We start from the raw sequence: 17,877 nt of genomic DNA on the forward strand, positions 1-17,877 counted from the left end.
TGTTAACTTTATACAATGTCAAAATAACTTTTATACCAGTTATGTTTTTTTATTTCTTCAAGACCACCATTCATTTCGATAAGATCAGCAATTGATATATTTGAAAGGTAATCTTTAATATCTGAATCGACTTTATACCATAGTTCACGAAAGGTTACTCTGGCTAATAAATCGGGATATACATGGCGTGGTGCCAATGAATCATAAGTTTCCATAGAAGTGATTACATTGTAGATAGAAATATCTTCAGGTTTCATTGCTAAGCGGTAACCACCATTAATTCCACGGACACTTTCAATGAAATGATTCTTTTTCAATGCTAAGCAAATACTTTCAATATACTTTGTAGATAATTGCAGGTGACGACTTGCAGAGCGAACTGAAATTACTCCATCATCAGCAAAAATTGCTAAACCTAACAACATTCTTACTCCATATCTAGATTTGGTAGTCAATTTCATGTACTAGTGCCTCCTTATATGCTTCCACCAAACTATGTAAACTAACTTTGCTCAACGATTTATATAATTCATTTTGCAAGTTAATCCATAATTGGCGTGTCATACAATAACTTTCCTGAGGGCAACTGCCAGAAATACAGGCAACTGGTTCCAGGTTATCTTCAACTGCAATAACAATATCTTTACAAGTAATATCCTCAGCATCCTTTTTTAGTGAATAACCACCATTTTTCCCCCTTGTACTGATTAGGATATCTGCCTTTTTTAACGCACTAAAAATATGTTCCAAAAACTTGGCAGAACAATTTCTGGCTTTGGCAATTTCCGTTATTGATAATTTTTCATCACGATAAGACAGATAAACAAGTGCCTCAATCGCATATACTCCTTTTTTTGAAATTCTCATACAATGATTTTACCACAAAAGATTGGATAAATACATAAATTCCTACAAAAATAATAGGAATAATCGAATTAATTGACAATGTCGTAAATATAAGATATAATCCTAGTAAATTAGTAGGATATTAAATCGAGTGGAGGAACATAAACATGTCAAAGATTTATAATAATATTACTGAATTGATTGGAAACACACCTTTGGTAAAAATCAATAAATTAAATACTAGTGATGCGGAAGTGTTAGCAAAACTGGAATCATTTAATCCTGGGGGAAGTGTGAAAGATCGTATTGCATATGGAATGGTAAAAGATGCATTAGATAAAGGGACTATTACAAAGGATTCAACTTTAGTTGAACCAACAAGTGGAAATACAGGAATTGGACTTGCAATGGTTGCAGCAGCTTTAGGAATTAAGTTAACAATTGTTATGCCTGAATCAATGAGTATTGAAAGAAGAAAACTGATTCAAGGATATGGAGCCAACCTAATACTAACGAGCGCAGCTGGAGGAATGAAAGAGGCGATTGCTACTGCAGTGAAAATGGTTCAGGAACATCCTGATTACTTTATGCTTCAGCAATTTGAAAACCCTGCAAATCCAAAATCACACTACCAAACAACCGCAGAAGAAATCTACAATGATACAGATGGAAAGATTGATATTTTTGTATCTGCTGTAGGTACTGGTGGAACAATTTCAGGAGTTGGCGAGTACTTAAAGGAAAAGAATCCTTATATTAAATTAATTGCTGTGGAAGCTGCAAAATCACCAGTGTTATCTGGTGGTAAACCAGGACCACATAAGATTCAAGGAATTAGTGCTGGATTTATTCCAGGAGTATATAGTTCTAAAGTTGTAGATGAAATAATTCAGGTACAAGATGAAGATGCAATAGCAACGAGTCAACACGTCTCTACAGACGAAGGGATTGCAGTTGGTATAAGTAGTGGTGCTGCGATGTATGCAGCCTTAGAAGTGGCGAAACGACCTGAGAACAAGGGGAAACGTATTGTTGTTATCCTTGCAGATGGTGGAGAACGTTACTTATCAACTGATTTATATAAATTTGATTAATACATTAGACGTCAATAGGACGTCTTTTTATTTTGATAGTAAAAGCTTTTTGTGTTAAAATTATTGTTAGTTAATAGAGAGGTTTACTATGGCAATCATCTTTGATTTTAATGGAACAATGATTTTCGATGGTTATCTTCATGATGAAGCATGGAAGTCAATTACAAAAGAACTAAGAGGAACACCACTTAGTGATGAAGAATTACAACAACATATGCATGGTGTTGTGAATGAAAAAATTATTGAATACTTAATAAAGGATGTAGATTCTCAACAAAATAAATGTCTATCACAATATAAAGAACATGTATATCGTGATATGGTAGAAGAGCATGAATTAGCGTTGGTTGAAGGACTACCTGAGTTTCTGGATTACTTAAAAGAGAATAATATTCCGATGACAATAGCCAGTGCATCAATTAAAGAAAACATTGACTTTTTTTATGATTTCTTTGAACTAGGACGTTGGTTTAATAGAGAGAATATTGTATACGATGATGGAACACATGAAAATAAGATTACAATGTTTAAAAAAGCAGCCGATATTTTAGATACACCAATTGAAAACTGCATTGTATTTGAAGATTCACAAAGTGGAATTCGTTTTGCGAGGGAAGCAGGTGTAACTGCAATTGTTGGTGTAAGAAATGATATGAACAACAATGATACGATCATGACAATTCAGGATTTTACCAATCCGAATATTTACAAATTAATTCATAAGGGGGAACGGTAATGAATACGATTTTATTTGATTTAGATGGCACACTACTATCGATGGATTTAGAAGAATTTACACAACGTTATTTTGGTTTGATTGATAATTGCTTTAAGGATACCAAGTATGATTCAAAACAACTAGTAAAGGCAATTTATGCAGGAACTTCAGCAATGATGAAAAATGATGGTTCACTGACGAATGCAGATATCTTTTGGTCAACTTTTGAACAGGTATCAGGTATTCCAAAGGAAGAAATTGAAAGTGATTTTGAAAGCTTTTACCAACATGATTTTCAAAAGATTGAAGATACAGTAAATGTAAATCCAGCTATTGTGGAAGCGATTGATATCTTAAAACGGAAAGGGTATCGAATGATTTGTTCAACAAATCCATTATTTCCAAGTATCGCAAGTCACTCGCGTTTAAGATGGAGCGGAGTGGATTCTGATGCATTTGATTATGTAACTACATTTGAAGACTTTCATTACTGTAAACCGAATCCACAATACTTTGAAGAAGTGATAGAAAAGTATAATGTAGACCGTGATAACTGTATTATGGTTGGTAATGATGCCCAGGAAGATGGAGCAATACAGGCCCTTAATGTTCCACTATACTTAATTAATGATCATTTAATTAATAGAAATGATGCACCAATCACTGCAAATTGGTGTGATGACTCTAAGGCATTCCTTGAGTTAGTGAAAACATTTGAAAATGTAAAATAAAAATCCTGAAAAGGATTTTTATTTTATCGATTCTATTAGTATTTTAGAAAATTCTTCTGGCGATTCTATCATTGGCATATGACACGAATTTGCAACAAATCTTATATTCAATTGATTTAATATATTATCATCTAAACATAAGTCCGAGAATCGATTTTTATAATTAGGATTCCCACGGTCTCCATATAATACATATACAGGAATATGCAGTTTATCTAATAAATAAGTATAATCAAAATCATTTTGAATTGATGATTGGAATGCCTCAGTATAATAAGGCATTTCACTACGTAACATTTTTATAATATATTTATATTCACTTGTTGTATCATTCAGTACTAGATTACGATAAAAGGCCTTAGCAGGCTTTAAATTTGACTCTACCAGAACAAGTTTACTTGTTGTGTATGAATAATCATTAAGAAGTTGCAGGGCAATGAGACCTCCAGCGCTATGACCAATAATTACATCATAGCTTTGGTCTTTTACTATATTAAATAACCAGTCTGCAAGATCATTGATTGAATTTGCTTGCTTAGTGACAGTTCTTGGGTAAGTTATAAACGTACAATCATAATCTTTGATATATGATTTAACTGGATTCCAAATCTCTTCAATACATCCGATACCAGACAAAAATAATAATTTCATAATATTCACATCACTTTCTGTATATATAATAAAAGACTTCCACTAAATAGGGAAATCTTATTTAATAAATTCTTTCATTTTTTGAATTACTTCATCAATAATATCACGATCAAATTGGAAGTTGTTGTGTTCCAATCCAGGATATGCTTTTTTAAAGTGATTATAACGTTTTTCCACTTTTATAATCATTGATTGAAGTTTCTTCGTAATTTTTTGTCTTGTTATTTCACCATTCTGTTGAATTTCATCTGATAATTTTTCAATTTCAACAAGAGCTCTATCCACATTGATAGCTCCAAGTGTTGAGAATGCAAAATCACAAACAAATACAAACAAGAAGATTGCACCAAGGGTGATTTGGATATATTCAGGAATTGTCTCAATAACGCCATTTACTACTGGGTGAATACCATATACAACAACAAGTCCCAACACACCAAACATTAGAGAATTCTTTAAACAAACTCTTCCTTTGATGTTGTATTTATAAGTTGAATAATCCCACCAGCGAATGTGGAATATTGCTTCCATTAGCCAACTGGTAAAATACTCTAAAATTGATGTTACAATCATTCCTAATGCAAAGATTATGATTGGATAACCTGTGAAAGGTTCTAATACATACAAAACGAGTAATGCACCAAATCCATAGATAGGGCACAGTGGTCCATACATGAACCCTCGATTTACAAATTTTCTTTTTGCTAAACTAACATAAGTTGTTTCACAACACCAACCCATAAAGGCATACGTTATGAAATATAGGAATATTGTATAAGGTGACATAGGTTATTTCTCCAAGTTCATCTTTGCGTTTGATAACATCAGTTTAATACGATTTTCTTGATTTGTTGTACTAGCTCCTGGGTCATAATCAATCGCAACTATGTTTGATTGAGGGTAATTGTCTTTTATCTTTCTCATCATTCCTTTCGCAACGATGTGATTTGGTAAGCAACCAAATGGTTGTGTACAGATAACATTGTTTACCCCTGAATGAATTAATTCTATCATTTCACAGGTCAAAAGCCAACCTTCTCCCATTTTAACACCTTTGGAAATATAATCATTGGCCATAACTTTAACTTTATTAAAGTTTGCCATCGCTCTAAATTCACCATGTTTTTTTATTGCTTTAATCATTTTATTTTGACTATGAACTAAGTATTTCATCGCAACTCTGGCAAAGTTACGATTCATCTTATTAATATTGTATAAATCATAATCTAGGATCATATTCTCACAACAGTAAGCAATGAAATCCATTAGACCTGACAATACTGGTTCAGCACCTTCTTTTAATAAGAATTCTTCCAATTGATTATTACCAAGTGGGGAATATTTCATATAAATTTCACCGACAATACCTACCCGAACTTTTTCTTCCTTTCGTCTAGGAATTGCTGCATAATCATCTAATATTGCTTTGTATGTTTTCTTCACCCTTAAGAAAGAAGGGGAGTGTAAACTATCTGCGATTTTCTTTGTCCATTTATGGTCAACCTTCTCGGTATCACCAGGATTAATTTCATATGGTTTACATTGATTTGATATCCACATTAGCATATCACCATAGATAATAGCGTAAATTGCTTTGATAATAAATTTATAAGTGAATTGAAATCCACTATTCTTTTCTAATCCATAGAAGTTAACTGAGATAACAGGGACGTGAGCCATTCCATTATTCTTTAGTGCTTTTCTAAGCAAATGAATATAATTACTTGCACGACAACCTCCACCAGTTTGGGTGATAATCAGTGCAACTTTGTCTAAGTCATACTTACCACTCTTTAAGGCATCAATCATTTGACCAACAACTAGAAGAGCAGGGTAACAAGTGTCATTATGTACGTTTTTTACACCTTCATTCACAATATTATGATGCATTGTTTTCAATAATTCTACTTTATATCCTTCTGAAATCAACATTTGTTCTAAGATTTCAAAATGCATATTCAGCATATTTGGAATAAGGATAGTATGAGTTTTTTTCATTTCAGTTGTAAATTCAACACGTTCTACAGTATTACTCACTTACTTCACCTCTATTTCTCATCGCAGCCAATAGGGAACGAATACGTATTTTAACTGCTCCCAAGTTATCAATTTCATCAATCTTAATTTGTGTATATAATTTATCATTTTCTTTTAAGATATCACGAATCTCATCCGTTGTAATAGAATCCAGTCCACATCCAAACGAAACAAGTTGTACAAGTTCACAGTTTTCTAATGTACCAATATATTTTGCAGCTTGATATAATCTTGCATGATATGTCCATTGGTTTAATACTTTCAGTTTCTTAAACTCAGAATTACGAGCTACGCTATCTTCACTAATAACCGCACATCCAAGTGATGTTATCAGACGATCAATCCCGTGATTAATTTCTGGGTCAATATGATATGGGCGACCTGCTAGACAGATAGCCATAATATTTTCACTCTCTGCATACTCTAGAGCCTTAATAGCATACTCATCAACCTCATGCTGATGCTGCTTGTATTTGTCGTATGCTTTGTTGGAAGCAAGTTCAATTTCTTTACGCTTAATTCCAAGATTCTTTTCCTTAAAGTATTTATAAATCTTTTTCACGAAATCTTTGCGATTATTCAAACTAACATAAGGGTATAAGAATTCTGTATCCATATCAATGTTTGCTTCTACTACTTCTGGATAGTAGGCAACAACAGGACAGTTGAAACAGTTTTCACTGATTCCTTCATCAAAGTTATATGTCATTGCAGGGTAGAAAATACGATCTACCTTTTTATCAACTAGATTTAAGATATGACCATGCACAATCTTAGCAGGGTAACATGCTGTATCTGAAGGAATCGTATGTTGTCCTAAGTTATAAAGAGCTTTGTTTGATTTATCTGATAAGACAACATCAAACCCTAACTCTGTAAAGAATGTATGCCAGAAAGGCAAGTTATCATACATATTTAAAACCATTGGCAATCCAAGCGTTCCACGCTCACCACTACCTTTGATATCGTTGTATTCTTCTAATTTTGAATATTTAAAACTATAAACATTTGGAATGTCGAAGTTTGCTTCACCTTTAATTGGACGCTCGCACTTATTACCAGCAATCAAACGTTTTCCATCATTAAATGTGTTAATTGTAAGACCACAGTGGTTTGTACACAGTTTACAGTTCACTACTCTTGATTCATGCGTAAATTCTTCCAACTCTTTCATTGTCATTGTTGTACTTTGCTCAGGTTGTGCTTCTTTGGCAATTAATGCAATTCCAAAAGCTCCCATAAGTCCTGAGATTTGTGGGCGAACAACATTCTTTCCTAATTCAATTTCAAAACTACGTAATACAGTATCATTTAAGAATGTACCACCTTGAACAACAATATTTTTACCAAGATCTTCAGGGTCATTAATACGAATAACTTTATATAATGCATTCTTAACTACTGAAATAGCAAGTCCAGCACTAATATCTTCAATCGTTGCACCATTCTTTTGTGCTTGCTTTACACTTGAGTTCATAAATACGGTACATCTTGAACCAAGGTCAACTGGATTCTTACCAACAAGTCCCATTTGAGAGAATTGAACAATGTCATATCCCAGTGATTTTGCGAATGTTTCAATAAACGAACCACAACCACTACTGCACGCTTCATTTAAGATGATTTCATCAATACGTTCTTCCTTAATCTTAAAGCACTTCATATCCTGACCACCAATATCAATAATAAAATCAACGTTTGGCTCAAAATGTTTTGCTGCACGATAGTGAGAGATTGTTTCAACTTCACCATGATCCAGATGGAATGCCTGACGAATCAATTCTTCACCATATCCAGTCACACCACTTGAGGCAATTTTAATGTCTGGATTAATTGTATAGATTTGCTTCAATTGTGCTTTTACAACATCGATAGGATTTCCTTTATTACTTGTATAATTAGAATATAATATTTGATTTTCTTCATCTAAAAGAACAATCTTTGTAGTTGTGGAACCTGCATCAATACCTAGATATGCTTTTCCTTTATATCCATCCAAAGGTGTTTCGTTCACTTTTGCTAGATTATGACGGTTCTTAAATTCCATATATTCATCATCACTATGAAATAGGGGAGGCAAACCAGCTGTAGTTACTTTAGTATTTGCACTTCTTTTTAGTGCATCATGAACTTGTCTGAAGCTAAATGAATCATTCTCAGCATCAGCATAAACTGCAGCTCCAAGAGCAACAAAATATGGACCCATTTCAGGTATTAATGCCTGATCGTCTTTAAGTTTTAATGTTTCAATAAAACGTTGACGCAATCCTTTATTAAATGATAATGGACCACCTAAAAATAGTATCTTTCCTTCTATTCTACGACCTTGAGCCAATCCTGTGATTGTCTGGTCAACAACAGCTTGAAAAATACTTACCGCAATGTTTTCTTTTTGAGCCCCTTGATTAATCAAAGGTTGAATATCTGTCTTCGCAAAAACTCCACAACGTGAAGCGATTGGATATATTTTTGTATAGTTTTGACTTAGTTCATCTAATGTTTCTAAATCAACGTTTAGTAGTGAAGCCATCTGGTCAATAAAAGCACCAGTCCCTCCAGCGCAAGTTGAGTTCATTCGCTCTTCAACCGCACCTTTTAGAAAGATGATTTTTGCATCTTCACCACCAAGTTCAATTACTACATCACTATCACTATGGAATTTCTTCACCGCTTTGGTTGTAGCAAACACTTCTTGAACAAATGGAAGTTCTCCCATGTTGGCAATTCCAAGTCCTGCTGATCCTGTTATAGCAATCTTGATTTTTTGATCCTTTAACATTGGTTCTAGTTCAACAATCTTTTCCAGCGCCATTTCACGCACTCTTGATTTGTGTCGTTCGTAACTTTTATAGATAATATTGTCTTCCTGATCTAGAACAACTGCTTTAATTGTAGTTGAACCAATATCTAGTCCTACTTTATATGTCATATTTATCTCAACCATTCCTTTTAATTTTTATCGTATCAATTATTTTAACACATCTCAATTTGAATATCCACTTATCTGTTTCGATATTGTGATATAATAGTCTAGAGGTGAGATTTTGAAAATAATTAGTCTATATAATTTTGATGAAACAAAGCAAAATCAAATACGTTCATATGGAACGTACGAATATTATAAAAGCATAAATGAAGCACAGATTGAAGATTGTGATATACTAATTGGTAATACAAAGCCAGAGTTATTGAAATATGGAAAGAATCTGAAGTGGGTACAATTATATTCGGCAGGTAATGATAATTATACTGAAGATGATTTACCACAAGATGCTGTATTAACAAATGCCAGTGGAACATTTGGTAGAACTATCAGTGAACATCTGGTATTATATACGTTGGCTTTGATGCGTAATATGAAACATTATGCATTAACACAAGAGGAACACAAGTGGGAACCGATTCATAAAACACAATTAATATATGGAAGCACATTTGTAATTTTAGGTACGGGTGATTTAGGTGCGCATTATGCATCTGCAATCAAGGCACTTGGTGGTTATACCATTGGGGTACGTAAACGCAGTAGGGACCTTGTTGAAGGGTTTGATGAAATGTTTACGATTGATGAACTAGATACGCTGTTACCTAGAGCCGATGTTGTTGTTATGGCGTTACCCAAACATACATCAACCAATGCAGTAATGGGATTGAAACAATTAGAGCTTATGAAAAAAGGCAGTTATCTACTCAATGTTGGTAGAGGCAATGCAATTGATCAGGATGCTCTTATTCGCGTGTTAGAAAAAAATCATTTTGGTGGTGTACATCTTGATGTATATGAAGAAGAACCCTTGGATGCAAAATCGAAACTATGGGATTTTGATAATGTTGTATTAACTCCACATGTTTCAGGTACCTTTGCGAATAAAGAAACTCGCAGATTATTTGAAGAACTAGTTCTAGATAACTTAGAACGCTTTTCAAGCGGGGAAGAATTACGTAATATTGTTGATTTTAAAATAGGTTATCGCCAATAGCTTACGAATACTACTTTCGCTTATTTTATGATATAATAACGAAAGATAATTTCATAACAAACATTAAATAAAGAAAGAGGTTATAATGGATAAAGTTAGAATATTTGCCCTGGGTGGGCTAGATGAAAATGGAAAGAATATGACGGTGATTGAAGTAAATAATAGAATCTTCATCATAGAAGCCGGAATTATGTTTCCAGACAATGCTTTATTAGGTGTTGAATATGTAATACCTGATTTTAGCTACTTAATAGAGAATAAGGAAAGAATAGGTGGAATTTTTATTACCCATGCACATGATGATGTAATGCGTGCACTGCCATTCTTACTGAAGCAAGTAAATATACCAGTATATACAGGGAAGTTTACTTCATTGTTTATTAAGGATTTATTAGAAAAAGAAGGCATTAAAGATTATATTTTAAATGTAATTGATCGTACATCAAAATTCAAAGTAGATGGTGTGGAAATTAGAACGTTTGCAATGACACATGCATCTCCAGACAATTATGGAATTGCAATTAAATCATCACAAGGATATATTGTATACAGTGGAGAGTTCATCATTGACTACAATACGTTACAAAGAGAATATGTATGTGATTTAAATGAATTAAGTGAAATTGGTAAAGAAGGAGTACTTTGTTTACTGAGTGAATCAGTAAGTGCTGACATTGAAGGGCATACTGCACCAAAGCATAAAGTTACAAGTAAAATCGAACCAATTTTCGAAGCAAATGATGGAAGATTTATCGTTGCTTGTTATCGACAAAGTCTATATCGTATATTAGAGATATTGGACTTAGCGATTAAATTTAAAAAGAAGATTTTCATTCGTGATAATGAGATGCGTAAAACATTAACGTATCTGGAAGAATTAGGATATTATAAATTACCTAAAAATGCACTTATCGAAAAGAAAGATTTTAAAAACGATATGAAAGATGTTGTTGTACTGGTTACAGGACGTGGAAAACGTTTGTTCTTAAAGGTTTCTACAATCGCAACAAACGAAGACAAATATGTTGAGTTAAAGAAAGATGATACCATCATCGTTGCTAGTCCGGTTGTAAGTGGTACGGAACATGAAGCAGTAAATATGGAAAATGAAATCTACAAGGAAGGTGGAAGAATCTATTCGTTTAAGGCGAAAGATGTTGCAAGTATGCATCCATCAAGTGAAGATTTAAAAATGGCATTGTACTTGTTTAAACCAAAATATTACTTACCAATCAAAGGTGAGTACCGTCATTTGATCGCAAATGCGAATCTGGCTACTATGATGGGATTCTCGGATAACAGAATTGTGCTTTTGGATAATGGACAGGTTGCTGAGTTTATTAATAATAAATTAGTAAATACACAAGAAATTATTGAACTTGAAGATACATTAATTGATGGTGATTCAAACTGGGACGTAACTGGAGTTGTCTTAAAGGACAGAGAATGGTTATCAACAGACGGAGTTATGATCATTGGTGTAACATTAGATAACAAATCTAAGAAAATTGTCAGTGGAATTGATGTTCAGACTAGAGGTCTGATTTATGTCAAAGATGCTGATTATCTTGTGAAAGAAGTAATGAAAATCATGGAGGACACTGTAAATAAGGCAGTAAAAGAGCGCCGCTATGAAAATCTGGAATGTCGCCAGGAGGCAAAAGACAAAATTCAGAAATATCTGGCAAAAGAAACGGGAAAACGACCAATGGTCTTGCCAGTAATCTTAGAAATATCAAACAAAGCTTAGGGGTGTAATATGGCAAAAAAGAAGACAACTGCAAAGAAAAAAAATACCAAACAAACAAAAAAGAACCGCGTTCAGACTGAGAACGAGGTTCTTCTCTATGTCTACAGTCTAATTATTATCACAATTGCCTTAATTGGTGGATTGAGTGTTGGACTGGTTGGAGAGTTTCTACATCACTGCATGCGTTATGTAGTAGGTAGTCTGGCAATTTTCGTTTTTGGGTTCATAATCTTGGCTGCTATCTATTATATGATTAAGAAAACATTTAAAGGATTATCACTAAAATACGTTATTAGTGGGATTGTTTTTTTTCTAATTGCATTAACGTTTCTGGCAACAATGATGGAAACAAATGTAACTGGTATGAAAGTAATTGATTACTATACAAAAAATACAGCATTTATCTTCAATGGTACATTTGATGCCGGTGGAGGAATTATAGGTGCGGTTATCTATGGTGGTATCTCAACCTTATTTGATAAGGTTGGTACTTATATCATTCTTGCATTACTATCATTAGTAACTTTGCTTTTGAATTTGAGTCAAGAAGGAAGAAAGAAACTGGGTTCTGCTTTTTTAGTAATCCCTCGATGGTTCAAAGGGATGTCAGAGCGCAGAAAGATAAAAACAATCAATGATGATCAGGAAGCTGATTTCTTTGAATATGATGAACCTGAAACTTATGTGGAAGATTATGCAGATTTACTACATGAAGAGCCGGTAAGTACAAATTCTAACTCATCAATGTTTATGAATGTTGATGATGTAATGGATAATTCAAGTACTCCAAAACGTGATAATAATCCTTTGGATATTAAAGTAGATGATGTGAAACCAAAGAAAAAAACAGTAAGTGAAACGAATGCTCCTTACACAAAGGACTTTTCAAACTATAGCTTACCAAAATTATCGCTGCTTAGTGTACCTAAGAAAACTGGTAGAAGTAGTGCAAATTCATCTGCTGCAAATGAGTCAGGAAAACGTCTGATTCATATCTTAAATCAGTTTGGTGTAAATGCAACATTAGTTGCTACGCATATTGGTCCAAGTGTTACCAAGTTTGAACTTCGTCCAGAAATGGGGGTAAGAGTAAATAAAATTAGTAATCTTCAACAAGATATTAAAATGGGATTAGCAGCTAAGGATATTCGTATTGAAGCTCCAATCCCTGGGAAGAGTACTGTTGGAATTGAAATTCCTAATCAAGAGAAAACAATGGTAAACATTCGTGAACTGATGCGTCAGATACCTGCAGGAAGTGAAAACAAGAAATTATTATTTGCTTTGGGTAAGGATTTGATGGGAAACTGTATTTATGGTGAATTAAATAAAATGCCCCACCTTTTGATTGCTGGTGCTACTGGTAGTGGAAAGAGTGTTTGTGTAAATAGTATTATTACTTCAATTTTAATGAGAGCAACACCTGATGAAGTGAAGCTGTTATTAATTGATCCAAAGAAGGTAGAGTTCACCCAATATATGAACATACCACATTTAATTGGTCCAGTTATTACAGATGGTGAAGAAGCAAGCAGGGCATTAAAAGTAGTTGTGAAGATGATGGAAGATCGCTATGATATCTTCGCAAAAGCCGGAGTGCGTAATATTGCTGGTTATAATTCAATGGCCAATCGTGAACCTGAGCTTAAAAAGATGCCATGGGTTGTTGTAATTATTGATGAGTTAGCTGACCTAATGTTAGTTGCCGCAAAAGATGTGGAAGCAAGCATTCAACGTATTACCCAACTTGCACGTGCTGCAGGAATCCATTTAGTAGTTGCTACACAGCGTCCAAGTGTTGACGTAATTACTGGGGTTATTAAAGCAAACATCCCTAGTAGAATCGCATTTGCTGTTTCTTCAGCAATTGATTCACGTACCATACTTGATCAACAGGGAGCAGAAAAACTATTGGGATTGGGAGATATGCTATACATTCCACAAGGTGAAAACAATCCAATCCGTGTACAAGGATGTTTTGTTTCTGATGAAGAAGTATCAGCGATTGCTGATGCATGTTCTAGGCAGGCAAAACCACACTATGAAGACACGTTTATCCGTTTGGAAGCAGTTGATAATGGTGGTGGAAGAGGAAATGATATTACAGATCCTCTATATGAAGATGTGAAAGCATTTGTTATTGAATCTAGAAAAGCGAGTACATCGTTTATCCAACGTAAATTTTCGATTGGATATTCACGTGCTGCGCGTTTAATTGATATATTGGAAGAACAACGTATTATTGGACCTGCAAACGGTTCAAAACCTAGAGAGGTATACGTGAAGAATGAATCATCTATGGATGAGGAATAGAAGGAGAGATTATGAGCATACAAGTTATTGAGGAAACAAAGTTTAAGAATATTACCATTAGTCTGCGTTTTCGTTCACTATTAAGTGAAGAATCAATGAATACGAAAATGATTGTTAGTGACTTATTAAGCAATGTATGTGCAAAGTATCCAGATAAACAAAGTGTAACTAATAAATTGGATACGCTTTATGGTGCTTCACTTAGCAGTAATTATATTACTTATGGAAAAACACAAGTAGTTGAATTAAGAGCAAAAATAATTCAACCCGATTACATTGATAATACAGAAGATTTAATTGAAGAAATTTTAGAATTGATGAAAGATTTTGTATATCATCCAAAAGTGGATGATAATGGATTCATTGACCAGTCTATTATTAATGAATCGAAACGCATTGTTATGTCTAAGATTGTAAGAACAATCGATGAACCTGGTCAATATGCATCACTTGCAGCATCCATTGCTTGTGGTGAAGGATTTCCATTAGGAATTCAAATTGTAAATCAATTAGATAAAGTAAAAGAAATATCACAAAAAGATATTACTGAGTCTTATCTAGGTTTAAAAGATGAACAAATGGACATTATTGTGATTGGCGATGTAAATGAAACAACAATAAAAGAGAAACTGCTACAAAGTTTCCCAAATATTACAGGTACTGATGACTTAGAATCTTCATATGTATTTGCGCCTGATAAATTAGATCAGACATTAAATGAAAAACGTGATATCTCACAATCTTATATTTCAATGATTTATAAGACAAATCAGATAAACAGTAATGATGATTATTGGAAATTAATGGTCGCAAACAGTATCTTTGGTCAAACTCCATCTTCACTGTTATTTAGAGAGGTAAGAGAAAAACATAGTTTATGTTATTCAATTAGCTCCGGCTTAATGGCATATGATGGTGCTATGGTTGTGAATGTTGGTGTTGATCCAGTTAATACTGAAAAGACAATCTCATTAATCAAGGAACAATTTGAGCGTGTTCGTACTGGTGACTTTAATATTGAAATATTAAATACAGTAAAAGAAATGTTATCAAATATGTTCATTAATCAGCAAGATGATGTATTTGGAATATTAAATTTTAAATATCGTGATATTCTTACTAAATCTTCTCTTGATGTAGATGATGTAATTAAGAAAATCAGAAGTGTTACCTTAGAAGACGTTAAAGCAGCTTTTAACAAGTGTTCTTTAGTAATGACATATCAGTTAGGGAAGGGGGAATAAAACGATGAGAGTAGTTGAAAACAAGCGTTTTAATGAATCCTTTGTAGAAGAAGTGTTAGATAACGGTCTTCATGTAGTGATTTGGAAGAAACCTCAATTTAAAAAATCTAACTTTGTATTTGCAACACCATTTGGTGGTCGTGATTCGAAACAGGTTGATGAAAATGGTGTTGTACATACCTATCCTCATGGGGTTGCTCACTTTCTGGAACACAAGATGTTTGAAAAAGAAGGATTGGATGTGATGGAAGAGTTTTCATCAATGGGAGCGAATGTAAATGCCTTTACTTCTTATAATGAAACAGCATACTATTTCTCTACAACCAATGATCCAGTAAAACCATTACATTTATTATTGGACTTTGTTCAGGAACTTACAATTAGTAAGGAATCTGTTGAAAAAGAGAAGGGAATTATCATTCAGGAATTAGAAATGTATAAGCAAATGAGTGATTCTCGCTTATTTAGTGAATCATTTGAATCTATTTTTGTTGATCATCCTTTAAAAAATGATATTGGTGGAACTGCAGATAGTGTAAATGCAATTACATATGATATCTTACATGAATGTTATCATTTGAATTATCATCCTTCAAAGATGATTTTAGTTGGTGTTACTGCACAGGATCCTGAAATGTTATTAAATGAAATCAAACAGAATCAGGCTGCGAAAACATTTGATAAGGTGCATCAGGCAAATCGAGTGCTTTATAATGAACCGAAAGCAGTAGCTAAAACTAACCAGGCCATTCAAATGGATATCTCTACCAATAAGGTAGCTGATATTTATAAATTTGATGGAATTAAGGATAGTGTAGAAGCTAATAAAGTGGACTGGTGTCTTACAATTTTGTTGGATATGACATTTACTTCATTATCTAAAAATTATCAAACATGGCTGGATAATGAAATCATTAATGATTCGTTTGGATTTGGTGTTGAAATTGGACCAGATTATGGTGCTTTGATATTTACCAATGAAACAGATAAAACAGATGCATTCTTTGATATGATTCACAATCAAATGAAGTCTATGGACTCGTTTGATGATACATTATTGGATCAGTTGAAACGTCGTTATTTTGGTTCAAACATTAATTCACTCAATAGTTTTGAAGCAATTAGTGTAGGATTCATGAGAATGTATTTCAGTAAAATTGATTTCTTTGAAAGTTTAGAAATCATTGAATCAATCACAAAAGAAGATTTAATAAACGCATATCATTTATTAGATATTAATAATCATAGTAGAATTATGATAGAACCAAAGAAGGAGTCTTAAAAAACTTCTTCTTTTTTAGGATTTTTATGATAAATTGATAAATAATAAGTAAGGGATACAAGAAAGAAGGAATATGTTAAATCAATTTGTTATAGTAGGATGCTTAAAAGAAAAACCGGAACTTAAAGAAACAGCGAATAAAATTAAATATGCAAATATCACAATGATTGTGAAACGTAATTTTAAAAATACCATAGGTGAGTATGAGTACGATGAAATTGTATGCACTTTATGGAGAGGGATTGCCGAGAATTGTATTGATATTTGTGAAGAAAATTCATTAATTGCAATCAAAGGGCGAATTCAGACCAGTACATATGTCAGTGAAGAGAATAAGACATATCTTAATTATGAATTTATAGCTGAAAAAGTTTCTTTCTTAAATGAAGCATAAAAAAACATTCGCGATTGTGCGAATGTTTTTAATGATTAACGGTTGTAGAATTCTACTACTAATAATTCGTTAATTTCTGAGTTTAATTCATTTCTTTCTGGAAGACGAATGAATTTACCAGATTTGTTTTTCTTATCTACGTCAACAAATGCAGGAGCCTTAAATACTGCATCTAATGATTCGTTAATAACTGCTAAGTTTTTAGATTTTTCTTTTACTTCGATTACTTGACCAGGTTTCACACTGTAAGAAGCGATATCCACTTTTTTACCATCTACTAAGAAATGTCCGTGGTTAACTAGTTGTCTAGCTCCTCTTCTTGTGTTAGAGAATCCCATACGGTAAACTAGGTTATCAAGTCTTGATTCTAGTAAGAACAAGAAGTTGTGACCTGTTACACCTTTCATTTTACCTGCTTTTTTATATGTATTGTAGAATTGACGTTCTGTCATTTGGTACATATAACGAATTCTTTGTTTTTCTCTTAACTGTAAACCGTAGTTAGTTAATTTAATTCTCTTTGTTGGCCCATGTTGTCCAGGAGCGTATTGACGTTGTTTCCCTTTAGAAAATTCTTTACCACTTTCTAAAATTGAGAAACTTAAACGACGAGACGTCTTGAAAATGGGTTTCGTTACTCTTGCCATCTTATTTCCTCCTTATTGTTTTACAAGATGCAAAACAATAACAGTACAAATTATCATTATAGGGTGTCAGTACTTACGATAGGTTCGTTCATTTAAGGCAGCCGAATTACTTCTATCCCGCATATAGCGTTACTGACGCGCATTATAAGACTTTGCATGCTGCTATTTATGATGCCTATTAAATATAGCA

Annotated in this window: 16 protein-coding genes; 9 read left to right on the forward strand and 7 right to left on the reverse strand. The window is 33.3% G+C overall.

Annotated elements, in window-relative coordinates; genetic code table 11:
• Positions 1-8 precede the first annotated feature (8 nt).
• Together J2S15_RS17660 and J2S15_RS17665 are read right to left on the reverse strand one after the other, a co-directional pair.
• Positions 9-461, reverse strand: coding sequence for an RrF2 family transcriptional regulator (locus J2S15_RS17660; protein WP_307410858.1), 453 nt, complete (start codon positions 459-461; stop codon positions 9-11).
• Positions 439-867, reverse strand: a complete 429-nt coding sequence (locus J2S15_RS17665) for an RrF2 family transcriptional regulator (RefSeq protein WP_307410861.1) — start codon at positions 865-867, stop codon at positions 439-441. Before J2S15_RS17665 ends, J2S15_RS17660 begins: the two co-directional genes overlap by 23 nt.
• A gap of 146 nt (positions 868-1,013) precedes the next feature.
• Here J2S15_RS17665 and cysK point away from each other — a divergent pair, with 146 nt between their 5' ends.
• From cysK to J2S15_RS17680, 3 genes are all read left to right on the forward strand, one after another.
• On the forward strand, positions 1,014-1,940 hold the full coding sequence (gene cysK / locus J2S15_RS17670) for a cysteine synthase A (protein ID WP_307410864.1): 927 nt from the start codon (positions 1,014-1,016) through the stop codon (positions 1,938-1,940).
• Between the two features lie 88 nt (positions 1,941-2,028).
• Positions 2,029-2,676 carry an HAD family hydrolase gene (locus tag J2S15_RS17675; RefSeq protein WP_307410867.1) on the forward strand — a complete coding sequence of 216 codons (648 nt, stop codon included), beginning with the start codon at positions 2,029-2,031 and terminating at the stop codon, positions 2,674-2,676.
• Positions 2,676-3,389: an HAD family hydrolase gene (locus J2S15_RS17680; protein WP_307410869.1), complete on the forward strand. Its 714-nt coding sequence runs from the start codon at positions 2,676-2,678 to the stop codon at positions 3,387-3,389. Before J2S15_RS17675 ends, J2S15_RS17680 begins: the two co-directional genes overlap by 1 nt.
• Before the next feature lie 18 nt (positions 3,390-3,407).
• Here J2S15_RS17680 and J2S15_RS17685 read toward each other — a convergent pair whose 3' ends face one another.
• Genes J2S15_RS17685 through J2S15_RS17700 form a run of 4 tightly spaced genes read right to left on the reverse strand, consistent with a single transcriptional unit; the run spans position 3,408 to position 9,006 of the window.
• Entirely contained in the window at positions 3,408-4,040 is a 633-nt protein-coding gene (locus tag J2S15_RS17685; protein ID WP_307410871.1) for an alpha/beta fold hydrolase, read from the reverse strand.
• A 57-nt stretch (positions 4,041-4,097) separates the two neighbouring features.
• A complete protein-coding gene (locus J2S15_RS17690; protein WP_307410873.1) occupies positions 4,098-4,826 on the reverse strand; it encodes a putative ABC transporter permease in 729 nt (242 codons plus the stop codon).
• A gap of 3 nt (positions 4,827-4,829) precedes the next feature.
• Positions 4,830-6,077, reverse strand: coding sequence for a 2-hydroxyacyl-CoA dehydratase (locus J2S15_RS17695; RefSeq protein ID WP_307410875.1), 1,248 nt, complete (start codon positions 6,075-6,077; stop codon positions 4,830-4,832).
• Positions 6,070-9,006: an acyl-CoA dehydratase activase gene (locus tag J2S15_RS17700; RefSeq protein ID WP_307410878.1), complete on the reverse strand. Its 2,937-nt coding sequence runs from the start codon at positions 9,004-9,006 to the stop codon at positions 6,070-6,072. Before J2S15_RS17700 ends, J2S15_RS17695 begins: the two co-directional genes overlap by 8 nt.
• Positions 9,007-9,121: 115 nt before the next feature.
• Here J2S15_RS17700 and J2S15_RS17705 point away from each other — a divergent pair, with 115 nt between their 5' ends.
• The 6 genes from J2S15_RS17705 (at position 9,122) to J2S15_RS17730 (ending at position 17,040) form a co-directional block, all read left to right on the forward strand.
• Positions 9,122-10,057 carry a D-2-hydroxyacid dehydrogenase gene (locus tag J2S15_RS17705; RefSeq protein WP_307410881.1) on the forward strand — a complete coding sequence of 312 codons (936 nt, stop codon included), beginning with the start codon at positions 9,122-9,124 and terminating at the stop codon, positions 10,055-10,057.
• Between the two features lie 85 nt (positions 10,058-10,142).
• Positions 10,143-11,807, forward strand: a complete 1,665-nt coding sequence (locus tag J2S15_RS17710) for a ribonuclease J (RefSeq protein ID WP_307410883.1) — start codon at positions 10,143-10,145, stop codon at positions 11,805-11,807.
• Between the two features lie 9 nt (positions 11,808-11,816).
• Complete coding sequence (locus tag J2S15_RS17715) at positions 11,817-14,120, forward strand: FtsK/SpoIIIE family DNA translocase (RefSeq protein WP_307410886.1); 2,304 nt, start codon at positions 11,817-11,819, stop codon at positions 14,118-14,120.
• Positions 14,121-14,131: 11 nt separating this feature from the next.
• Positions 14,132-15,364, forward strand: coding sequence for an EF-P 5-aminopentanol modification-associated protein YfmF (yfmF, locus tag J2S15_RS17720; protein ID WP_307410889.1), 1,233 nt, complete (start codon positions 14,132-14,134; stop codon positions 15,362-15,364).
• A gap of 4 nt (positions 15,365-15,368) precedes the next feature.
• Complete coding sequence (gene yfmH / locus J2S15_RS17725) at positions 15,369-16,646, forward strand: EF-P 5-aminopentanol modification-associated protein YfmH (RefSeq protein WP_307410891.1); 1,278 nt, start codon at positions 15,369-15,371, stop codon at positions 16,644-16,646.
• A gap of 73 nt (positions 16,647-16,719) precedes the next feature.
• Positions 16,720-17,040 carry a single-stranded DNA-binding protein gene (locus J2S15_RS17730; protein WP_307410896.1) on the forward strand — a complete coding sequence of 107 codons (321 nt, stop codon included), beginning with the start codon at positions 16,720-16,722 and terminating at the stop codon, positions 17,038-17,040.
• A 35-nt stretch (positions 17,041-17,075) separates the two neighbouring features.
• Here the strand turns inward: J2S15_RS17730 and rpsD are convergent, their stop codons facing one another.
• Positions 17,076-17,687: a 30S ribosomal protein S4 gene (gene rpsD, locus J2S15_RS17735; RefSeq protein ID WP_307410899.1), complete on the reverse strand. Its 612-nt coding sequence runs from the start codon at positions 17,685-17,687 to the stop codon at positions 17,076-17,078.
• Between the last annotated feature and the right edge of the window lie 190 nt (positions 17,688-17,877).

This window comes from Breznakia pachnodae, from assembly GCF_030814225.1.
Taxonomy (GTDB): Bacteria; Bacillota_I; Bacilli_A; order Erysipelotrichales; family Erysipelotrichaceae; genus Breznakia; species Breznakia pachnodae.

Coding starts and splice junctions, on each gene's coding strand:
- rpsD (WP_307410899.1), bottom strand. CDS start 17,687: ATGGCAAGAGTAACGAAACCCATTTTCAAGACGTCTCGTCGTTTAAGT.
- J2S15_RS17730 (WP_307410896.1), top strand. CDS start 16,720: ATGTTAAATCAATTTGTTATAGTAGGATGCTTAAAAGAAAAACCGGAA.
- J2S15_RS17690 (WP_307410873.1), bottom strand. CDS start 4,826: ATGTCACCTTATACAATATTCCTATATTTCATAACGTATGCCTTTATG.
- J2S15_RS17660 (WP_307410858.1), bottom strand. CDS start 461: ATGAAATTGACTACCAAATCTAGATATGGAGTAAGAATGTTGTTAGGT.
- J2S15_RS17700 (WP_307410878.1), bottom strand. CDS start 9,006: ATGACATATAAAGTAGGACTAGATATTGGTTCAACTACAATTAAAGCA.
- J2S15_RS17685 (WP_307410871.1), bottom strand. CDS start 4,040: ATGAAATTATTATTTTTGTCTGGTATCGGATGTATTGAAGAGATTTGG.
- J2S15_RS17710 (WP_307410883.1), top strand. CDS start 10,143: ATGGATAAAGTTAGAATATTTGCCCTGGGTGGGCTAGATGAAAATGGA.
- cysK (WP_307410864.1), top strand. CDS start 1,014: ATGTCAAAGATTTATAATAATATTACTGAATTGATTGGAAACACACCT.
- J2S15_RS17715 (WP_307410886.1), top strand. CDS start 11,817: ATGGCAAAAAAGAAGACAACTGCAAAGAAAAAAAATACCAAACAAACA.
- yfmF (WP_307410889.1), top strand. CDS start 14,132: ATGAGCATACAAGTTATTGAGGAAACAAAGTTTAAGAATATTACCATT.
- J2S15_RS17680 (WP_307410869.1), top strand. CDS start 2,676: ATGAATACGATTTTATTTGATTTAGATGGCACACTACTATCGATGGAT.
- yfmH (WP_307410891.1), top strand. CDS start 15,369: ATGAGAGTAGTTGAAAACAAGCGTTTTAATGAATCCTTTGTAGAAGAA.
- J2S15_RS17675 (WP_307410867.1), top strand. CDS start 2,029: ATGGCAATCATCTTTGATTTTAATGGAACAATGATTTTCGATGGTTAT.
- J2S15_RS17665 (WP_307410861.1), bottom strand. CDS start 867: ATGAGAATTTCAAAAAAAGGAGTATATGCGATTGAGGCACTTGTTTAT.